General features: G+C 71.2%; 16 protein-coding genes and 1 riboswitch. Of the genes, 3 read left to right on the forward strand and 13 right to left on the reverse strand.

Going from position 1 to position 19,145, the window contains the following annotated elements:
• Positions 1-8: 8 nt before the first annotated feature.
• Positions 9-830 (reverse strand): hypothetical protein, encoded by an 822-nt coding sequence (locus ACFQRD_RS11220; RefSeq protein WP_377017961.1) that lies wholly within the window; start codon positions 828-830, stop codon positions 9-11.
• Positions 831-922: 92 nt separating this feature from the next.
• On the opposite strand from ACFQRD_RS11220, the gene ACFQRD_RS11225 reads away from it, so the two are divergent.
• Positions 923-1,396, forward strand: coding sequence for an aminoacyl-tRNA deacylase (locus ACFQRD_RS11225; protein WP_377017959.1), 474 nt, complete (start codon positions 923-925; stop codon positions 1,394-1,396).
• A 5-nt stretch (positions 1,397-1,401) separates the two neighbouring features.
• Here the strand turns inward: ACFQRD_RS11225 and ACFQRD_RS11230 are convergent, their stop codons facing one another.
• Positions 1,402-1,980: a TetR/AcrR family transcriptional regulator C-terminal domain-containing protein gene (locus tag ACFQRD_RS11230; protein WP_377017957.1), complete on the reverse strand. Its 579-nt coding sequence runs from the start codon at positions 1,978-1,980 to the stop codon at positions 1,402-1,404.
• 416 nt (positions 1,981-2,396) lie between these two features.
• Between ACFQRD_RS11230 and ACFQRD_RS11235 the strand changes: the two genes are divergently transcribed.
• Positions 2,397-2,996: a GNAT family N-acetyltransferase gene (locus ACFQRD_RS11235; protein WP_377017955.1), complete on the forward strand. Its 600-nt coding sequence runs from the start codon at positions 2,397-2,399 to the stop codon at positions 2,994-2,996.
• Positions 2,997-3,057: 61 nt separating this feature from the next.
• Here the strand turns inward: ACFQRD_RS11235 and ACFQRD_RS11240 are convergent, their stop codons facing one another.
• The 11 genes from ACFQRD_RS11240 to dnaA all read right to left on the reverse strand — a co-directional run bounded on the left by ACFQRD_RS11240 (position 3,058) and on the right by dnaA (position 18,588).
• The gene (locus tag ACFQRD_RS11240; RefSeq protein WP_377017953.1) at positions 3,058-3,648 is read right to left on the reverse strand and encodes a DUF3566 domain-containing protein; all 591 of its coding nucleotides are present in this window, start codon (positions 3,646-3,648) and stop codon (positions 3,058-3,060) included.
• Positions 3,649-3,651: 3 nt separating this feature from the next.
• Complete coding sequence (gene gyrA / locus ACFQRD_RS11245; RefSeq protein WP_377018133.1) at positions 3,652-6,258, reverse strand: DNA gyrase subunit A; 2,607 nt, start codon at positions 6,256-6,258, stop codon at positions 3,652-3,654.
• A gap of 339 nt (positions 6,259-6,597) precedes the next feature.
• Positions 6,598-8,712: a DNA topoisomerase (ATP-hydrolyzing) subunit B gene (gene gyrB, locus ACFQRD_RS11250; RefSeq protein WP_377018132.1), complete on the reverse strand. Its 2,115-nt coding sequence runs from the start codon at positions 8,710-8,712 to the stop codon at positions 6,598-6,600.
• 442 nt (positions 8,713-9,154) lie between these two features.
• On the reverse strand, positions 9,155-9,646 hold the full coding sequence (gene ribH / locus ACFQRD_RS11255) for a 6,7-dimethyl-8-ribityllumazine synthase (RefSeq protein WP_377017951.1): 492 nt from the start codon (positions 9,644-9,646) through the stop codon (positions 9,155-9,157).
• Positions 9,643-10,974, reverse strand: a complete 1,332-nt coding sequence (ribB, locus tag ACFQRD_RS11260; RefSeq protein ID WP_377017949.1) for a 3,4-dihydroxy-2-butanone-4-phosphate synthase — start codon at positions 10,972-10,974, stop codon at positions 9,643-9,645. The genes ribH and ribB overlap by 4 nt, the downstream gene beginning before the upstream one ends.
• The gene (locus tag ACFQRD_RS11265) at positions 10,971-11,630 is read right to left on the reverse strand and encodes a riboflavin synthase (RefSeq protein WP_377017947.1); all 660 of its coding nucleotides are present in this window, start codon (positions 11,628-11,630) and stop codon (positions 10,971-10,973) included. The genes ribB and ACFQRD_RS11265 overlap by 4 nt, the downstream gene beginning before the upstream one ends.
• 17 nt (positions 11,631-11,647) lie before the next feature.
• The gene (gene ribD / locus ACFQRD_RS11270; RefSeq protein ID WP_377017945.1) at positions 11,648-12,706 is read right to left on the reverse strand and encodes a bifunctional diaminohydroxyphosphoribosylaminopyrimidine deaminase/5-amino-6-(5-phosphoribosylamino)uracil reductase RibD; all 1,059 of its coding nucleotides are present in this window, start codon (positions 12,704-12,706) and stop codon (positions 11,648-11,650) included.
• Positions 12,707-12,832: 126 nt separating this feature from the next.
• Positions 12,833-12,962, reverse strand: a riboswitch (FMN riboswitch).
• A gap of 66 nt (positions 12,963-13,028) precedes the next feature.
• Positions 13,029-13,877: a DUF721 domain-containing protein gene (locus tag ACFQRD_RS11275; protein ID WP_377017943.1), complete on the reverse strand. Its 849-nt coding sequence runs from the start codon at positions 13,875-13,877 to the stop codon at positions 13,029-13,031.
• A complete protein-coding gene (gene recF, locus ACFQRD_RS11280) occupies positions 13,874-15,133 on the reverse strand; it encodes a DNA replication/repair protein RecF (RefSeq protein ID WP_377017941.1) in 1,260 nt (419 codons plus the stop codon). Before recF ends, ACFQRD_RS11275 begins: the two co-directional genes overlap by 4 nt.
• Positions 15,134-15,152: 19 nt before the next feature.
• Positions 15,153-16,277, reverse strand: coding sequence for a DNA polymerase III subunit beta (gene dnaN, locus ACFQRD_RS11285; RefSeq protein ID WP_377017939.1), 1,125 nt, complete (start codon positions 16,275-16,277; stop codon positions 15,153-15,155).
• 553 nt (positions 16,278-16,830) lie between these two features.
• Positions 16,831-18,588 carry a chromosomal replication initiator protein DnaA gene (gene dnaA, locus ACFQRD_RS11290; RefSeq protein ID WP_377804250.1) on the reverse strand — a complete coding sequence of 586 codons (1,758 nt, stop codon included), beginning with the start codon at positions 18,586-18,588 and terminating at the stop codon, positions 16,831-16,833.
• 411 nt (positions 18,589-18,999) lie between these two features.
• Here dnaA and rpmH point away from each other — a divergent pair, with 411 nt between their 5' ends.
• A complete protein-coding gene (gene rpmH / locus ACFQRD_RS11295) occupies positions 19,000-19,137 on the forward strand; it encodes a 50S ribosomal protein L34 (protein WP_377017935.1) in 138 nt (45 codons plus the stop codon).
• Positions 19,138-19,145 lie beyond the last annotated feature (8 nt).

The following is a 19,145-nucleotide window of genomic DNA, read 5'->3' on the forward strand; positions in this document are numbered from 1 at the left end:
TCGGACGGTCAGCTCGCGGTGCGCGGCAGGCCGTCCTGGGCCACCAGTCCGTGCTGGCGCAGAAGCTGGTTCAGGGCATCGGGCGCCGCGGCGAAGCGGGCGCAGACCTCGGCGGCCGTCCCGCGCGCCTGATCGCTGCCGGTGTGGGCCACGAGCTCGTCGAACATCTCCTGCTGGCGGTGGCGCAGGGGCACGGGCACGTCGCGGCTGACCACTCCCCAGCTGGAGGCGTAGACGTCGTAGTGGGCGGGCCGATGACCCGTGGCCAAGGTGAGCGGGAATCGCGCCGCGTCCAGGCGCACCCGCTCGTAGTTCGGCTCGGTCTCGTCGACCACGGCGAGCTGCTCGTCGTCGAACCAGGTGGCCACCAGCTCGGTGCGCACGTCCTCGGCCCGATAGGGCGCCGCCGGGATGTACCCGCGCCGGGAGGTGTGGGCGCAGTGGCCGACGGCGAGACCGCGCACCGTGCACCGCACGAACGGGGTCGCCGGGTGCAGATCCCGCCCGGAGCGGGCGTACTTGCGGGCGATGGTCTCCGGGGTCTGGTTGGAGCCGACGGCCACCACCAGGGTGCGCTCGGCCAGCGGGGCCGCGCCGTCCGTCACCAGGGCCGACTCGATCGCCCCGACGTCCACCAGGGGCTCGTCCTGGTTCTCCGTGGGGCCGTCGACTCCACCCGTCGGATCGAGGTTCGCGATGCCGGCACTGAGCAGCAGTGCCGAGCGCACCGCCGGTCCTGTCCACGGATAGTCCTCCGGGGCATCGACGCCGGCGTCGACCTCGGTCTCGACGGGATCGGCCTGGGCGGTCACGGCGGGGGAAGGAGGCATCACTCGACTCTAACCACCGGTACCCGCCGGCCCCAGGATCCGGTGTCCCGCCCCACCCCGCCATCGCGCGCCGGGGTCACTATCGTGAGGACATGAGCGAACACCGCGCGATCGAGGCCCTGGAGGCCTCCGGCCTGGAGTACGAGATCACCCGGCACGGGCGGGTGGGTTCCCTCGCCGAGGCGGCCGCCGCGCGCGGGGTCGAGCCCGGATCGATCGTCAAGACGCTCGTGGTGCGCCGCGCCGAGGGGGACTTCCTGTTCGTGCTGGTGCCCGGCGATCGCGAGATCTCCTGGCCGAAGCTGCGCGCCGTGCTCGGCGTCAACCGCCTTTCCATGCCCGACAAGGACGTCGCCAGGGATGTCACCGGCTATGAACGCGGGACCATCACCCCGTTCGGCGCCACCACCGCCTGGCCGGTGATCGCCGACGCATCCCTGGCCGGGGATCCCACGCGCCGCATCTCCCTCGGCGCGGGCGCCCACGGCGTCGCCGTCACCGTTGCGGCCGAGCCCGCTCTCACGCACCTGCAGGCACAGGTCGCTGACGTCACCGAGCTGCAGTAGCGCCCTCAGGCCGTCGGCGCCCCGGCTGCCAGCCCGTCGAGGATCGGGCCGAGGCCCTCCTGGAACGCGCGATCGGCGTCGAACGAGTCGCCGGCATCGTGCGGCTCCTCCGTGAGCTCAGCGAGCCAGGGATGGCCCCGCCGCACGCCGGTACGGTCCAGGCGCCGCACCTCGTCGGCCCACCAGGCACCGTAGGCGATACCGGTGCTGCCGGCCTCCTGCCGCTCTGCCGCGACCAGCAGGCCCATCCCCTGGATGTAGCCGCTCAGCGCCAGGTACCGGCGCAGCGCCGAGTCCGCGTCGAACCCCATCTCGACGAAGGCCTCCACCATGGCGCGGGATGCCTCCAGGACGGCGGGCACCAGCGGAGGGCGGGTGCTGGCCAGGACCTCCACCAGCCACGGATGGGCCAGGTACCGCTGCCACTCCTCCTGCGCGAGAGCCCGCAGCCTCTCGACCGGTGGATCCTTCCGGCGAGTCTCCTGCCCGCTGCGGCCCTCCCGGCTGCTGCGCGCGACGATCCGCTGGACCATCAGGGCCACCAGCCGGTCCCGAGTGCCCACCAGCTGCCGGAGCGTGCTCATCGACGCGCCGGTCCGCCCCGCGAGGGCCGCGAAGGTCACGGCGCCGATGCCCTGCCGGTCAGCCAGGGCGACAGCGACATCGAGCGCGCGTTCGATGTCGACCTGCCCGGCTGCGTCGGAGTCGGGCCCGGTGCGCCTTGCGGCGGGTCGCGCGGCGGAGCGGAGCCGCCCCTCGTCGCGACGCCGACGGTACGCCCGGGCCTGGCACGACCTGGAGCAGTACCGACGAGGGCGCCCGGCCCTGCGCTGATCGGCCCAGCTCTTCCCGCACTCGCAGCACGTCACGTCGGCCTCCCTTTTCGTCACACAGGGTGCTGTGACGAAACTACTCCCCCTCCGGACCCGCTGCCACGAGCCTGGTGGGGAACGCGCGAGAACCAGCAGTCCCAGCAGGACCGGACCGAGGAGCACCCACGATGACGTCAGCCATCACCGCCCGAGCCGCCACCGCCGACGAGTACGACGCCGTCGTCGACCTGTGCGCCACTGCCTTCGCCGACGAGGCCGTCACCGCCTGGGCGCTCTCCGATCCCGCCCGCCGCGATGCGCTGCTGCGCGAGAGCTTCCGCGACTCCCTGCGCGCCGCACTCGAGGCCGATGCGGTGATCCTCGCGCTGGACGCGGCGGAGTCCCCGATCGGGGTCTCCATCTGGGTGCCGGTCCCCGACACCGGCCCGAGCGACGGGGATCCGGAGGACGGCGAGCCCCCGGCCCAGGAGACCGCGACCCGGCGACTGCGGGCCGTGGAACGGGCCACCGCGGCCCGCACGCCGCGCCTGCCGCACCTGCATCTGGTCTCGATGGCCGTGCTTCCCGAGCAGCGGGGCCGAGGAGCGGGCCACGCCCTGATCGAGGCCGGGATCGCCCGTGCCCGGGAGCTCGGGCTGCCCCTGTACCTCGAGGCCTCCACCCCCGCCAATCGGGCCCTCTACCTCCGCCACGGATTCTCGGCCCACGGCGAGCCGATCCGGCTGATCGAGAACGGCCCCACCCTGCAGCCGATGTGGAGGAACTGACCGCAGACGCACAACGGGCGGGCACCCGCAGGTGCCCGCCCGTCCAGTGCGTGGTGCAGGATCAGTCGTCGGTGAAGGTGACCTTCAGCCCGCCCAGGAGCGCGGCGACCAGGTTGTAGAGGAAGGCCAGCAGCGTACCCAGCGCGGTGATGATCACGACGTTGACCACGGCGACGATGGTGCCGTAGCTGACCATCTTGGAGAACTCGAAGAACTCCATGAACGGCAGCGGATCACCGCCGTTGAGGTCACGGCCCAGCTGATCGATCTGGGTCCACAGGCCGATGGCGTCGACCAGGTTCCACATCAGGATCACAGCGACCACGGTCGCGATACCGATGGCGATCGCCACCAGGAAGGACAGCTTCATCACCGAGAACGGGTCGAGCCGGGCCAGCGTCAGCCGCACGCGGCGCGGCCCGCGCCGCTGCTTCTCGGCGGAGGCCGCAGCAGAGCTCGCGGTCTCCTTCTTCGGGCTGCGGCTGGCGCCCCGGGCGGCGGAGCCCTTCCCGGTCCCGATCCTCTCGTCGGAGGAGCCGTCGGTCTCCTTGCCGTCCTCGACGACCGGGAGCTTCGAGGTCGCATCCGGCGACGCGCTCTGGGGGGAGGACGTGCGGGACGTGGAGGCAGTCCTCGAGTCACTCGTGCTCACGGATCACTCCTCGATCGTGTCGTCGCCGCCGGAGGGCGACCGGTCGGACTCGTCAGAGCCTAGATCATCGGAGGGGGCCGGAGCTGACTGCGACTCGTCCTCGCTCGAGATCTCCACAGCATCCCCGCCTTCTGCCGCCGCGCCCTCGTCGAGGTCCGGGGTCTCCGCGACCTCGGCCAGCTCCTCGTCCACCTCGGACTCGGGGCTGGCGGTGACCAGCAGGATCTGATCGCCCTTGTCGGGCTTGGCGAAGACGACGCCCATGGTGGTGCGGCCCTTGGCCGGCACCTCGGCGACGCGGGAGCGGACCACGCGGCCGCGCTCCATGACCACGAGCAGCTCGTCGGACTCCTCCACGGCGGCGGCGCCGACGAGGTGGCCCCGGTCGTCGGGCAGCTTGGCGACCCGGATGCCCAGGCCGCCGCGGCCCTGGACGCGGTACTCATCGATGCTGGTGCGCTTGGCGTAGCCGCCCTCGGTCACGGTGACGACGTACTGGCCGGGTCGGACGACGTCCATGGCCAGCAGCTGGTCGTCATGGCGGAACTTCATGCCGGTCACGCCGGAGGTGGCGCGGCCCATCGGGCGCAGCACGTCGTCACCGGCCGGGAACCGCACGGACTGCCCGTTGCGGGAGACCAGCAGCAGATGGTCCTCGCTGTCGACCGCGCGGGCGGCGATCAGCCGGTCCGGCTCGGGCCCGTCCGGGCCGTCGATGTCGCGGAGGTTGATGGCGATGATGCCGCCGGTGCGGTTGGAGTCGAACGCCGGCATCGGAGTCTTCTTGACCAGCCCCGAACGGGTGGCCAGCACCAGGTACTGGGCATCCTCGTAGGTATCGATCGTCAGGACCGAGGCGATCTTCTCGTCGGGCTGGAAGGCGAGCAGGTTCGCCACGTGCTGGCCCTTGGCGTCCCGCGGGGCCTCGGGCAGCTCGTAGCCCTTGGCGCGGTAGACCCGCCCCTGGTTGGTGAAGAACAGCAGCCAGCGGTGGGTGGTGGTGGTGAAGAAGTGCTCGACCACGTCGTCCGCGCGCAGCGAGGCCCCGCGCACCCCCTTGCCGCCGCGCTTCTGGGCGCGGTACTGGTCGGCGCGGGTGCGCTTGACGTACCCGCCGCGGGTGATGGTGACGACCACGTCCTCCTCGGGGATCAGGTCCTCCATCGACATGTCGGTGTCGAACGGGAGGATCTGGGTGCGGCGGTCGTCGCCGTACTTGTCGACGATCTCGGACAGTTCCTCGGAGACGATGTCGCGCTGGCGCTGCGGGGAGGCCAGGATCGCGTTGTACTCCTCGATCAGGGCCTGCAGCCGGTCGTGCTCCTCGATGATCTTCTGGCGCTCCAGGGCGGCCAGCCGGCGCAGCTGCATCGCCAGGATCGCGTTGGCCTGGAGCTCGTCGATCTCCAGCAGCTCCATCAGCCCGGTGCGTGCCTCGTCGGCGTCCGGGGACCGGCGGATCAGCGCGATGACCTCGTCCAGCGCGTCCAGGGCGCGGAGGTAGCCGCGGTAGATGTGGATCTGCTCCTCGGCCTTGCGCAGGCGGTACTGCGTGCGGCGCACGATGACGTCGATCTGGTGCTTGGTCCACTCACGGACGAACGAGTCGATCGACAGGGTGCGGGGCACATTGCCGGCCAGGGCCAGCATGTTCGCGGAGAAGTTCTCCTGCAGCTGGGTGTGCTTATAGAGGTTGTTCAGCACCACCTTGGCGACCGCGTCGCGCTTGAGGGTGATGACCAGGCGCTGGCCGGTGCGGCCCGAGGTCTCGTCGGTGATGTCGGCGATGCCCTGGATCTTGCCCAGCTTGACCATCTCGGCGATCTTGCGGGCGAGATTGTCGGGGTTGACCTGGTACGGCAGCTCGGTCACCACGAGGCACATGCGGCCGTTGATCTCCTCGGTGGAGACCACGGCGCGCTGCGTGATGGAGCCGCGACCGGTGCGGTAGACGTCCTCGATGCCCTTGGTGCCGACGATCGTGGCGCCGTTGGGGAAATCGGGCCCCTTGATGTGCTCGAGGCAGGCCTCGAGCAGTTCGGGCTTGGTGGCCTCGTAGTTCCTGAGGTACCACTGGACGGCCCCCGCGACCTCGCGCAGGTTGTGCGGGGGGATGTTGGTGGCCATGCCCACCGCGATCCCGGCAGAACCGTTGACCAGCAGGTTCGGGAAGCGGGCCGGGAGCACGACGGGCTCGTCGATGGTGTTGTCGTAGTTGCCCTGGGTATCGACCGTGTCCTGGTCGATGTCCCGCACCAGCTCCATCGCCAGGGGCGCCATCTTGCACTCGGTGTACCGGGGTGCGGCCGCACCGTCATCGCCCGCGGAGCCGAAGTTGCCCTGTCCAAGGATCAGCGGGTACCGCATCGCCCACGGCTGGACCAGGCGCACCATGGCGTCGTAGATCGCGCTGTCGCCGTGGGGGTGGTAGTTGCCCATCACGTCGCCGACGACCTTCGCGCACTTCGAGAAGGAGCGGTCGGGGCGGTAGCCGCCGTCGTACATCGCGTAGACGATGCGGCGGTGGACGGGCTTGAGGCCGTCGCGCACGTCCGGCAGCGCGCGGGAGACGATCACGCTCATCGCGTAGTCGAGGTAGGAGTGCTGCATCTCCTGGTTCAGGTCGACCTGGGTGATGCGGTCGACCTCGTTCTCATCCAGCGGATCGACGAGGGTGACCGTGCGATCGGCCGCCTCGGACTGCGAGACCTCGTGGGAGCCCTCCGGGGTGGAGGGGCCGACGATGCCGCCGGGCAGCGAGGGCGCCTCGGGATCCGGGGTCGCCTCGTCGGCGGGCCCGGTGCCGGGGTCCTGGGGCGTGGTCTCGTCAGGGCTGTTGGGGTCCTGCGGAGTGTCGCTCATGGCGTGGAAGGCCTTTCGGGTGGGGCCGAGGGTCGTGGGCGTTCCCGGGGGCGCTCGGGCCGGGCCGTGCGCGGCCCCGGGGAGCCCTCAGATGTCGAGGAAGCGGACGTCCTTGGCGTTCTCCTGGATGAAGCGGCGCCGGGACTCGACGTCATCGCCCATCAGGACGGAGAAGATGGTGTCGACGTCGGCGGCCTCGTCGACGGTGACCTGCTTCAGGGTGCGCGAGTTGGTGTCCATGGTGGTGGTCTGGAGCTCCTTCCAGTCCATCTCGCCGAGGCCCTTGTACCGCTGGATGCCGTTGTCCTTGGGGATCCGGCGGCCGGCGGCGCGGCCGGCCTCGAGGCGCTCGTCGCGCTCGTCGTCGCTGAAGACGTACTCGTGCGGGGCGTTGGACCACTTCAGGCGGTACAGCGGCGGCATGGCGACGAACACGTGGCCGAGCTCGATCAGCGGGCGCATGTACCTAAACAGCAGAGTCAGCAGCAGCGTGACGATGTGCTGGCCGTCCACGTCGGCGTCGGCCATGAGGATGATCTTGTGGTACCGCAGCTTGGTGGCATCGAAGTCCTCGCCGATGCCGGTGCCGAAGGCGGTGATCAGCGAGCGGACCTCCGCGTTGTCGAGCGCGCGGTCCAGCCGGGCCTTCTCCACGTTCAGGATCTTGCCGCGGATCGGCAGGATCGCCTGGTTGTAGGGCTCACGGCCCGAGACCGCGGAGCCGCCGGCCGAGTCGCCCTCGACGATGAAGATCTCCGACTCCGCAGGATTGCGGGAGGCGCAGTCCTTGAGCTTGCCGGGCATGCCGCCGGACTCCAGCGGCGACTTGCGGCGGGTGGCGTCGCGGGCCTTGCGGGCCGCCTCGCGGGCGGCGGCGGCCGCCTGGCCCTTCATGACGATGGCCTTGGCCTCCTGCGGGTGGGAGACGAACCAGTCCTGGAGCTGGTCGGTCATCACCTTGACCATGAAGGTGCGGGCGATGGTGTTGCCCAGCTTGGTCTTGGTCTGGCCCTCGAACTGGGGCTCGCCCAGCTTCACCGAGATCACCGCGGTCAGGCCCTCGCGGATGTCCTCGCCGGTGAGGTTGGCGTCCTTCTCCTTGAGCAGGCCCTGTGCGCGCCCGTAGCGGTTCACGATCGAGGTCAGCGAGCTGCGGAAGCCCTCCTCGTGGGTGCCGCCCTCGTGGGTGTTGATCGTGTTGGCGTAGGTGTGCACGGACTCCGAGTAGGCACCCGTCCACTGCATGGCCACCTCGACGGAGATGTGCGCCTCGGTGTCCTCGGACTCGAAGGAGATGATGTCGGGGTGGATCACCTCGGCCTTCTTCGCCGTGTTGATGAACTCGACGAAGTCCTGCAGGCCGCGCTCGTAGAGGTAGGTGACCGAGTGCGGCCCGGTCCCCGTGCCGGCGCCCTCGGCCGCCAGCTCGACGTCGACTATGTCGTCCTCGCCGTCCTGATCGTCCTCGGACGGGCGCTCGTCGGTCAACGTGATCCGCAGGCCCTTGTTCAGGAACGCCATCTGCTGGAACCGCTTGCGCAGGGTCTCGAAGTCGTAGACGGTCTCGTCGAAGATCTCGTCATCGGCCCAGAAGGTGATGGTGGTGCCGGTCTCCTCGGTCTCCTCGCCCTTGTCCAGCGGGCCCTCGGGGACGCCGCGCCGGTAGGCCTGGCGCCACACGTGGCCCTGGCGGCGGATCTCCACCTCCATCCGGGAGGACAGGGCGTTGACCACGGAGGAGCCCACGCCGTGCAGACCGCCGGAGACCGCGTAGCCGCCGCCGCCGAACTTGCCGCCGGCGTGCAGCACGGTCAGCACCAGTTCCACCGCGGGCTTCCCCTCGGTGGGGTGCATGTCCACGGGGATGCCGCGGGCGTGGTCGACGACGCGGACGCCGCCGTCGGCCAGCAGGGTCACCTCGATGGCGTCGCCGTGGCCGGCCATCGCCTCGTCCACGGAGTTGTCGACGATCTCCTGGACCATGTGGTGCAGGCCCCGCTCACCGGTGGAGCCGATGTACATGCCCGGGCGCTTGCGGACCGCCTCGAGGCCCTCGAGGACGGTGATGTCCGAGGCCTCGTAGTGCTCGGGAGCGTGGGCGGCCCGTTCGCCGGCGGACCCGGGCACCGGGGCGGCGGCGGTCTCCTCGCTGGTTCCGGACGACGGGTCCGGGATGCTCTGGGGCGCGTCCTGGTCGGGCATGGGTCGGTCGCTGTCGCTCACCTGGTGTGGCTCCTCGCAGTCCTGGGTCCCTCGGCCCGGAGTGCGCCGAGGGGAGTTCGGCAGTGCGCCGCGGCCCATGGGTCCGGCTCAGCACACAGGCGGCCCACGGAGCTCCCGCGCGCGCACGCGCGTACGGGGACCCGTAGGCCACAGCGGCCGAGCCGACGGCATGAGTCCACGAGGACGTCGGAGGACGTCGGCCGAACCTGCTCGATTCTACCGGAAAACGCCGTCTGGACCTACTACGCCACTCCGTCGTGTGGACAACGTGACGCAGAATCGGTGCCACGCGTCGCGCGAAGGGCTCTGCAAGGCGCCGACGGACCGGCCGACGGGGACCGGTACGTCGCCCGGGGTCCGGGCGCGGCACAGGCGAATCTGAGGATCCGATGCGTCCGCGCCGGCCGGTCCCCGCGGCTACTCAGCTCCTCCCGCCAGCGGCCGACGGGATCCTCCCGAGCACTCCGGCCGTGACCAGAGCCGCCGAGGCGGCCTCGTATCCCTTGTCCTCACCGGATCCGGGCAGACCCGCACGATCCAGCGCCTGCTGCTCATCATCGCAGGTCAGGAGGCCGAAGCCCACAGGGATCCCGTGGTCGAGGCTGACCCGGGAGAGTCCGTCGGTCGCCGCCCGGCAGACGTAGTCGAAGTGCGGGGTCCCGCCGCGGATGACGACGCCGAGGGCGACGACGACGTCGTGGGTGCGGGCCAGGCGGTCCGCGACCACGGCCAGCTCCATGCTGCCGGGGACGCGGAGCACGGCCGGATCGGGCAGCTGAGCCTCGGCGCAGGCGCGCAGGGCGCCGGCGATCAGACCGTCCATCACCTGGTCGTGCCAGGAGGCCGCGACGAGGGCGACGCGGGCGCCGGGCAGGTGGGGGATCTCCGCGGTGGGGCTTCCGGATCCGCTCATGGTCTCTCTCCGTTCGGTGCGGTGCCGGCCTCGCGGGGGAGGCCGGCGGAGGTGATCGGTGGCAGGCCGACGAGGTGATGGCCCAGCCGGTCGCGCTTGGTGGTCAGGTACGCGAGGTTCTCGGGGGTGGCGTGGGTGGTGAGGTCCACCGTGCCCGTGACCTCGACGCCTCCGGCGCGCAGCGCGTCGGCCTTCGCCGGGTTCTGGGTGAGCAGCTCGATCGCGCCGACGCCGAGGTGGTCGAGGATCTGCGGGACGATCGTGAAGGATCGGGAGTCGACGGGGAGGCCGAGATCGAGGTTGGCGTCGACGGTGTCGCGGCCGTGCTCCTGGAGCGCATAGGCGCGCAGCTTCTCCAGCAGCCCGATGCCGCGGCCCTCATGGCCGCGGAGCAGGATCAGCACCCCCCGACCGGCGGCATCGATGCGGGCGAGCGACTCCTCGAGCTGGGGACCGCAGTCGCAGCGCCGGCTGCCCAGGATGTCCCCGGTGACGCACTCGGAGTGGACCCGCGTCAGCACCGGCCCGGGCGTGGTGACCTCGCCGCGCACGAGGACCAGGTGCTCTGCCGAGCCCTCGCGGACGGCGAGCGCACGGAACCGGCCGTATCTCGTCGGCAGCTCCACCGGCGCCGTGACCTCCAGCGGCTCGTGCCTCGCCTGCGGGACGGGAGCGGCCGGCAGCTCCGGAGACTCCGCGAACGCCGGAGCGTCGTGGGTCCGCCGGTGCTCGACGAGGGCCTCGATGGAGATCATGGCCAGACCGTGCTCATCGGCGAACTCGCGCAGGGCGGGCCCGCGCATCATGCTGCCGTCGTCGTGGACGAGTTCGACGATCATCCCGACGTCCGGCAGTCCCGCCAGGCGCGTGAGGTCCACCGCGGCCTCGGTGTGGCCGCGCCGCTCGAGCACGCCGCCGTCGCGGGCTCGCAGGGGGAAGACGTGTCCCGGTCGGATCAGATCGCCGGGGCCGGACCGCGGGGAGGCCAGCACCTGCAGGGTGCGGGCCCGGTCGGCGGCGCTGATGCCGGTGGTGACGCCCTCGTGGGCGTCGACGCTGACCGTGTACGCGGTGCGCAGCGGATCGGCGTTGGAGGCGACCATCAGCGGCAGCTCGAGGGCGTCGGCCCGGGCGGCGTTCACGGGCGCGCAGAGCAGACCGCTGGAGTACCGCACGGCGAAGGCCAGCAGCTCCGGGGTCACGGCGCTCGCGGCGAGGATCAGGTCGCCCTCGTTCTCGCGGTCCTCGTCGTCGATCACGATCACGGGCCGGCCGGCTGCGATGTCGTCGATCGCGCGGGGTATCGGGTCCAGTCGCAGCGTGCTCATCGTCCGGTCTCCGCTCCGGCCAGTGCGCCGGCGGTCAGCTTCTCGACGTACTTCGCGAGCACGTCGACCTCCAGGTTGACCCGGTCGCCCACGCGGCGCAGGCCAAGCGTGGTGCGCTCGAGGGTCTCGGGGATCAGCCCGATGGTGACCAGGCCGTCCTCGAGCGCGGCGACGGTGAGGCTCACCCCGTCCACGGTGAGCGAGCCCTTCTCCACGAGGTAGCGATCCAGGCCCGGGGTGCTCAGGCGCAGCAGCGTCCCGCCCTCGCCCTCCTCGCGGCCCAGGATCTCGCCGACCCCGTCGACGTGGCCCTGGACGATGTGCCCGCCCAGGCGCCCGTCGGCGCGCAGCGAGCGCTCGAGGTTCACGCGGTCGCCGGCGCTGAGACCCGCGAGGGTGGTGGCGGCGAGGGTGGTGGGGATGACGTCGGCGGTCCAGATCTCGCCGTCGATGTCCGCGACGGTCAGGCAGCAGCCGCTGACGGCGATCGAGTCGCCGAGGGCGACGTCCTCGAGGACGTGGGGCGAGCGGATCCGCAGCCGGACGGTGCCGTGGTCGGGCCCGGTCCCGTCGGGCCGGGGCTGGTCGGGATGGGACTGGTCGGGCGGGATGACGGCGTCGACCGTCCCCAGCTCCTCGATGAGGCCTGTGAACATGGTGGGTTCCCTTCGGGTCAGGGTCGGGTGGTGCGGGGGCGCAGGGTCAGCTGGAGGTCGGTGCGCCCGTCGGGTGAGGTCAGTGGCTCGGTGGTGACGAGGTCGAGGTCGAGGCGGTCGGCGATCGTGGTGATGCCGAGGTCACCGATCCCGGCGGGGCCGGCGCCGAGCAGGGTCGGGGCGAGGTGGACGATGAGTTCGTCGACCGTGCCGGCGGCGAGGAAGGCGGCGGTGAGAGTGGGCCCGCCCTCGAGCAGCACGTGGCGTTGCCCGCGCTCGAAAAGATCGGTGAGGGCGCTGGAGGGATCCCGGGTGCGCAGCGGGATCTCGGGGCCGGCTCCGTCCAGGGCCGGCAGCGGCGGGTGGTCGCTGGTGCCCATGACGGCCCGGTGCGGCTGCCGGGGCAGGAGCGTGCCGTCGCCCCGGCGGGCGGTGAGGGTCGGATGGTCCGCGCGCGCGGTGCCGGTACCGATCAGCACGGTGTCGCAGGTGGCGCGGAGGCGGTGGACCTCCTGCCGGGCGGTCTCGCCGGTGATCCAGCGGCTGCTGCCGTCGGCCGCGGCAGCCTTGCCGTCCAGGGTGAGGGCGATCTTCGCGGTGACCAGGGGGCGGCCGTGCCGCAGGCCGTGCTCCCAGCCGCGGTTCAGGGCGGCCGCCCGCGCCGCGAGATCCTCCGGGACCTCGTCCTCGACCTCGATCCCTGCGGCGCGCAGCGTCTCGATCCCGCCGGCGGCCACGGGGTTCGGATCCCGGCGGGCGATGACGACCCGGGCGATGCCGGCGGCGATCAGCGCGTCCGCGCACGGATCGGTGCGGCCGACGTGGGTGCAGGGCTCGAGCGTGACGACGGCCGTCGCCCCGGCCGGCGATCCCCTTCCCTCACGGCGAGCGCCGGCGAGGGCGTCGGCTTCGGCGTGGGCCGTGCCGGCCCCGCGGTGGTGGCCTTCGGCGAGGACCGTGCCGTCCGGGGTCAGCAGGACGCAGCCGACGCGGGGATTGGGGCCGAGGGGGACGCCAGGATCCGCCGCGATCTCCAAGGCGCGGCGCAGGGCGTCGCGCTCATGCGTGTTCAGCATGCTCTCTCCTCCGGTCCGCGTCGCTCGCGGTCCGGAGTGAGGGAGGGGTCACGGAGGCGGCGTCACTCCGGGGTGCCGCTGCCAGCGCACGGAGAGTGCGCGGCCAGGGCCGTCCGGAGGACGACGTCGCGTGCGCTTCCCATCCGGACTCTGACCGTCGGTCCAGGAGTTCCACCTGGTCAACCGAGGGCCGAAGGCCATCGGGTCGCGGACTGTCACCGCCGGCTCGGAATTTCACCGACCCCAGTGCACGCGAGCTTTCCAGCTCGTCGGAGCCCACGCTAGCAGTCGGTGGCCCGCCGTGGCGGGGCCGAGGCGCGTATCACCCGTAGGTGTCGCGGGGTCCGCGCCAGGTGACAGTGCGCCGGCCCTTCTTCCAGCTGCGCTCGGCCGCGGCCGGGCCCGTGACCCGCAGCTCGGAGATCACGTGGGCGCCGATGTGCTCCTCGATGGTCGTGATCAGCTGGGGTGAGAGCATCCGCAGCTGGGATGCCCAGGCGGAGGAGGAGGCGCTGACCACGAGCACGCCGTCCTCGAAGCTGACGGGGCGGCAGTGGGTGCTGATCCGTTCGCCCACGATGTCGTCCCATTCCTCCAGCACGCGCCCGGCGCTCATCCCCGCGTTCCAGCCCAGGTTCCCCAGCACTTTGCGCAGCACGGTCTCGATGCTCTGGGGGTCCCGGGGGTCCGGCCGGGAGCCCGAGTAGCCGGGCGCGCTGCCGGATCGGTCGCGCACATCTCGTGCCTGGGTCTTCGCCGAGATGGGGAACAGGCCCCGGTCCCGCGCCGCGGCCCGCGAGCGGTTGACCGTGCGGCGGGCCAGTTCGAAGGGGTCGGCCACGGCGGCGAGGTCCGGCGGGTCGTACAGCTCCTCGGTCTCGTCCGCGCCCACCGTGCCGTCACCGTCGCCGGGACCACCAGGGGCGCCCGCCCCGAAGGCCGCGTCCGGGCCGGTGCTGCCCTCGCGGCGCGACCGGGCCGACCCGCTCGGGGCCGTCGCCCGTGAGCCGCGGCCCGACTCCTCCGGTGGAGCCGGCAGTGCCTGTCCGGCTGAGGGGCCGGGACGCGCGCCGTCGGTGCGACCGGTCCAGGTGGAGAGGTCGTAGGGATTGGCGAGGCGCGGCCGGGAGGGACCGTCGCTGCCTGGGTCGCCGCCGGGACGCGGGGTCATGGCCGGCTCCCGTCCTCGCGGGGCACGGCCGCTCCCAGGCTGACGTCGACGACGTGGATCTCGCCGTCCAGGGACGCGGGGATGTCACTGTCGTTCGCGGTGGTGATCAGCACCTGCGACGCGTGGGTGACGATCCGCCCCAAGCGGTCGCGGCGGCGGGTGTCGAGCTCGCTGAAGACGTCGTCGAGGATGAGGATCGGTTCACCGTCCCCGAGGTCGCCCTCCTCGAGCCGCAGCAGATCGTAGGAGGCCAGTCGCAGGGCGAGGGCCAGGGACCAGGACTCGCCGTGGCTGGCATAGCCCTTGGCGGGGAAGTCGTGCAGCCGGATCTCGAGGTCGTCGCGATGCGGCCCGCTGAGCGTGACGCCGCGGTCGATCTCCTCGTCATGGCGGCGGGCGAGCAGATCCAGCAGCACGTCGTGGATCTCGCGGGTGCTGGGCAGCTGTCCCGGCGCGGCCCCGAGCTCGTCCAGTGCGGTGGAGCGGTAGGCGACGTCGGCCGGGGAATCGACGTCCCCACGCTGGTCGGGCGGGAGGTCGAGGGCCTCTTCGGCGCCTTCGTCCGTGGCGACCCGCAGGTAGGAGTAGCCCAGGTGGGGGCGGAGGCGGTTGACCAGGTGGAGCCGGGCGCGCAGCAGATCCGCGCCGAGGCGGGCGAGCTGCTGGTCCCACACCTCGAGGGTGGAGGCGGCCGTCTCGGATGGGTCCAGGCCGCCGACGGGATTGGCGCTGCTGCCGCGGCGCAGGGAACGCATCTGCTTGAGCAGGTTGCTGCGCTGCTTGAGCACACGGTCGTAGTCGGCCTTGACCGAGGCGTAGCGGGGGGCGATGACGAACAGCAGCTCGTCCAGGAAGCGTCGCCGGCCCTCGGGATCGGCCTTGACCAGGCCCAGGTCCTCGGGCGCGAAGAGCACGGCCCGCACCTCGCCGAGCAGGTCGCGCAGGCGGGAGACGTTCTGGCCCTGCAGCCGGGCGCGGTTCGCCCTGCCCGGGGTGATCTCGAGGTCGACCTGCAGCGGGCGACCGGCACGCTGGAAGGTGGCGCGGATGATCGCGGTCGATTCCCCGCGGCGCACCAGTGCCGCGTCGTGCGGCACGCGGTGGCTGGAGAGGGTCGCCAGGTACCACACGGCTTCGACGATGTTCGTCTTGCCCTGGCCGTTCTGGCCGACCATCACCGTGATGCCCGGATGCACCGGCAGGGTGAGCCGCGGGTAGGAGCGGTAGTCCGTGAGGTCGAGAGCGGTCAGCTGCACGGAGAGACCACTCCCGCCCTCAGATCCGCATCGGCATGATCAGGTACTTGTACGAGGTGTCGGGAGTCCCTTCGAGGGAGTCCTGACCGCTCATGACCGAGGGCTTGATGGAGTCGGTGAACACGAGCCGCGCGAACTCCGCGCCGAGGGCGCCGAGCCCGTCGAGCAGGAACCCGGAATTGAAGCCGACGACGAGATCCTCGCCCTCGAGGTGCGCCTCGAGGACTTCGCTGGCCTGGGCGTCGTCACCGGCGCCGGCCTCGAGGGCGACCTGGCCCTCGGTGAAGGACAGTCGCACGGGGGTGTTGCGCTCGGCGACCAGGGAGACGCGCTTGACGGCCTCCATCAGGGGGCCGGTGGCGACGACCGCGGTGATCGCGGTGGTCTCGGGGAAGAGCCGACGCACCGGGGGGTACTCGCCGTCGACCAGCGTCGAGGTCGTGCGGCGGCCGCCGGCCTCGAACCCGATGAGGTTCGCCGAGGCGTCCTCGGCCAGAGCGATGTCGACGCTGCCGCCGGTGGACATCGAGCGGGCGACCTCGTGGAGGGTGCGGCCGCGCACCAGGGCGGTCTGCTCGGCGCCGGGCGTGGTGGGCGTCCAGGTGAGCTCGCGCATCGCCAGGCGGTAGCGGTCGGTGGCCATCAGGGTCATGGTCTCGCCGGTGATCTCGACCTTCACGCCGGTCAGCAGCGGGAGGGTGTCGTCCTTCGAGGCGGCGACGGTGACCTGGCTGATGGCCTCGGAGAACACGTCGGCCGCGACGGACCCGGCCACGGGCGGCATCGACGGCAGCTGCGGGTACTCCTCGACCGGGAGCGTGGCCAGGGCGAAGCGGGCGCTGCCGCAGCGGACCTGGAGCTTGGTGCCCTCGAGCGCGATGGAGACGTCCTTGTTCGGCAGTGCCCGGACGATGTCGGAGAGCATCCGGCCCTGGACCAGGACCTCGCCGGGCTGCTCGACCTCGGCATCGAGTCGGATCTGGGCGCTGACCTCGTAGTCGAACGTGGACAGCTGCAGTTCGCCGCTGGCATCGGCGACGATGCGCACGCCCTGCAGGATCGGCATCGCCGGCCGGACGGGGAGGGTTCGGGTGGCCCAGGAGACGGCGTCGCCGAGGACGCCGCGGTCGAGGTGGAACTTCACCGTTGCCACTCCTTCGCAGTGGTCGAATGCCAGAACTTGATCGAACGGAGCACAGCGTATCGGTTTCGCGGACCTCTCGCCGACACACCGTCCAGGATCCTTGACAGCCGTCCCGCCATCGCGCGTCGATCACCTGTCATGGGCCACCGCGTCATCGGCCCCGTCGTCGGCGCTTCCGACACCCGCGCATCCACATCCCCGTCGAGCAAAGAACTACAGTCCTCTTCTTCACGGCTGTGTACTTCGTGGACAACCACCATCGTCGCAGGTGAGCCCGTATGACGGTCACGTGGACCAGCCGGGGATCGGCGTCATCGCAACGTGCATCGGTTGTGCATGCACCCTTGCGTGCACGGCATTTTTGTCATTCAGCCGTTCACATCGGCTCCTGCGCAGATGCCGATCACTCCACACCGTCCACAGAGTTGTCCACAATTGGGGAGAAGCTGGCGCTGACCAGGAATGTTCTTCAGACACCCGTCAGGGGCCGGTCACTGTCCACAGCATCGTCCCCAGCGCCGTCGGTTTCTCGGGACCACAGGCCCCGCGAGCCTCACGCCCGGGTCGAGGAGCTGGAGCTCTTGATACGCGCAGTCAGCTCTGTGACCTGGTTGAAGATCGCCCGGCGTTCCTTCATCAGCTCGCTGATCTTCTTGTTCGCGTGCATGACGGTGGTGTGGTCCCGCCCGCCGAACTCCTCCCCGATGCGGATCAGCGGCATGTCCGTCAGCTCGCGGCACAGGTACATGCCGATCTGCCGGGCCGAGACCAGCCGGCGGGAGCGGCCGGTGCCGACGATCTCGTCGACCGAGAGGCCGAAGTAGGTCGCGGTCTGGGCGATGATCGTCGACGCCGTGATCTGGGCGCCGTCGTCGTGGGAGAGCAGATCCTTCAGCACGCTCTCGGCGAGCGTGACGTCCATCGGCTGCCGCGAGAGCGAGTGCAGCGCCTGGACGCGGATCAGAGCCCCCTCCAGCTCGCGGATGTTGGTGGCGATGTGCGAGGCGATGTACTCGAGCACCTCGTGCGGGACCTCGCCGGTGTTCTCCTGGGCGACCTTCTTGCGGAGGATCGCGATGCGGGTCTCGAGGTCGGGCGGCTGCACGTCGGTCATCAGCCCCATCTCGAACCGTGACCGCATGCGGTTCTCGAAGCCTCCGAGCTCCTTCGGCGGCAGATCGGAGGTGATCACGATCTGCTTGTCGGTGTTGTACAGCGTGTTGAACGTGTGGAAGAAGGCTTCCATCGTCTCCGGGGCACGCTGGAGGAACTGGATGTCGTCGATGAGCAGGATGTCGATGTCGCGGTAGCGGCGCTGGAACTCCTGGGCCTTGCCGAACTGGCCGGACTGCACGGAGTTGATGAAGTCGTTGGTGAACTCCTCGGAGTTCACGTAGCGCACCACGATGTCCGGGTACAGGCTCTGGGCGTAGTGGCCGACGGCGTGCAGCAGGTGGGTCTTGCCCAGGCCGGAGCCGCCGTAGATGAACAGCGGGTTGTACGCCTTTGCCGGGGTCTCCGAGACCGCCGAGGCGGCGGCCTGTGCGAAGCGGTTCGAGGACCCGATGACGAACGTCTCGAAGGTGTACTTGCCGTTCAGGCGCGAATCCTCGCCGAGCGTGGGCTCGCCGGCGGCCGGCGCCGACGGGCGACGCGGGGCCGGGCCCGGGGACGGCGCCGAGGACCCGGTCAGCGCTGAGAGTCCCGCGTAGGCGCTGGGATCATCGGCCGCGCTGCCGGTGTAGGACCCCGTCGACGTGAAGCGGGTCGAGGAGAACCGGGGGGAGAACGGGTCGGCGTCGGAATCGGTGCCGGCGGAGCCCGCCGAGGCGCTGCTGGGAAGCGCGGGGCGACCGGTCTGGTCCCCCGAGGGCAGCACGGATCCCTCGTCGCGCCGGAAGGGGCCGCTGGTGTTGTCACCGCTGTGGAACTGGTGGACATCCGGCAGGGACGTGTCCACATCTCCGTCCACAGGATGTGCACCGGAGGCGGTAGAAGCCGAGGTCGCGTCGGCCGAGGGCGCGGGCTCGTCGGTGTCCTCCTCGAGCAGCAGCGACTCGTCGACGGTCACGGCGAAGCGGATGTCGCGGCCGGTGGCCTCGCTGAGAGCAGCCTTGAGGGACCCGGCGATCCGGTGCTCGAACAGCTCTTTCGCCGAGGTCGACGGCGCCGCGAGCAGGGCGGTGTCCGCCACCACGGCCATCAGACGGGACAGGGTCAGCAGGGCGATCACGCGCTGGGACACGGTGTCGTCACGGCGCAGTGTCTGCAGGGTGCGTTCCCAGATCGCGTCGACGTTCGCGTCAGGCATCAGGTTCTCCATAGGGGCGATCAGCGGTCCGGGTAGTTTTCCACAGTAGCCCCTGTATTGTGGATCCCGGCTGTGGACAGCTCACCCGTGAGGTCTCTCTCCCGGCTGCCGGGTCGGTCTCGGCCCGCGGTGGCGTGAGCCGGCGCTCGCAGTGAGAATCCGGCCACAACCGGCGGTCACGGCGTCTCAGCCGTTGACCCCCCGGTCCGCCGCGCCTAACATCGTGCAGTCAGCGCTGCGCGCCGTCCCCGACACGGTCCCGGGCCGCCCCCATGCGGCCTCCGGTTCCGGCGGTGTCGTTCGGTCTCTCGGCAGCCGCCCCGTCACGGCGGGTGCGCCCGGGCAGACCGGTCGCAGCAGACCTCAGACCACCGCGAGGGGCATGTTCGTGCCCACGATCGAGGAGAACCGATGAGCAAGCGCACGTTCCAGCCGAACATCCGCCGTCGTGCCAAGAAGCACGGCTTCCGCGCCCGCATGCGCACCCGCGCCGGCCGCGCCATCCTGAACGCCCGCCGCGCCAAGGGCCGCGCCGACCTCTCCGCGTGAGGCGGAGG

The sequence above is a fragment of the Brachybacterium sp. GCM10030268 genome (assembly GCF_042666305.1).
Classification (GTDB): Bacteria; Actinomycetota; Actinomycetes; order Actinomycetales; family Dermabacteraceae; genus Brachybacterium.

Bases quoted from the DNA above. Each gene is read 5' to 3' on its own strand.
- ACFQRD_RS11220 (WP_377017961.1), bottom strand. From the start codon at position 830: ATGCCTCCTTCCCCCGCCGTGACCGCCCAGGCCGATCCCGTCGAGACC.
- ACFQRD_RS11225 (WP_377017959.1), top strand. From the start codon at position 923: ATGAGCGAACACCGCGCGATCGAGGCCCTGGAGGCCTCCGGCCTGGAG.
- ACFQRD_RS11230 (WP_377017957.1), bottom strand. From the start codon at position 1,980: ATGAGCACGCTCCGGCAGCTGGTGGGCACTCGGGACCGGCTGGTGGCC.
- ACFQRD_RS11235 (WP_377017955.1), top strand. From the start codon at position 2,397: ATGACGTCAGCCATCACCGCCCGAGCCGCCACCGCCGACGAGTACGAC.
- gyrA (WP_377018133.1), bottom strand. From the start codon at position 6,258: ATGCAGCACTCCTACCTCGACTACGCGATGAGCGTGATCGTCTCCCGC.
- gyrB (WP_377018132.1), bottom strand. From the start codon at position 8,712: ATGCCCGACCAGGACGCGCCCCAGAGCATCCCGGACCCGTCGTCCGGA.
- ribH (WP_377017951.1), bottom strand. From the start codon at position 9,646: ATGAGCGGATCCGGAAGCCCCACCGCGGAGATCCCCCACCTGCCCGGC.
- ribB (WP_377017949.1), bottom strand. From the start codon at position 10,974: ATGAGCACGCTGCGACTGGACCCGATACCCCGCGCGATCGACGACATC.
- ACFQRD_RS11265 (WP_377017947.1), bottom strand. From the start codon at position 11,630: ATGTTCACAGGCCTCATCGAGGAGCTGGGGACGGTCGACGCCGTCATC.
- ribD (WP_377017945.1), bottom strand. From the start codon at position 12,706: ATGCTGAACACGCATGAGCGCGACGCCCTGCGCCGCGCCTTGGAGATC.
- ACFQRD_RS11275 (WP_377017943.1), bottom strand. From the start codon at position 13,877: ATGACCCCGCGTCCCGGCGGCGACCCAGGCAGCGACGGTCCCTCCCGG.
- dnaA (WP_377804250.1), bottom strand. From the start codon at position 18,588: ATGCCTGACGCGAACGTCGACGCGATCTGGGAACGCACCCTGCAGACA.
- rpmH (WP_377017935.1), top strand. From the start codon at position 19,000: ATGAGCAAGCGCACGTTCCAGCCGAACATCCGCCGTCGTGCCAAGAAG.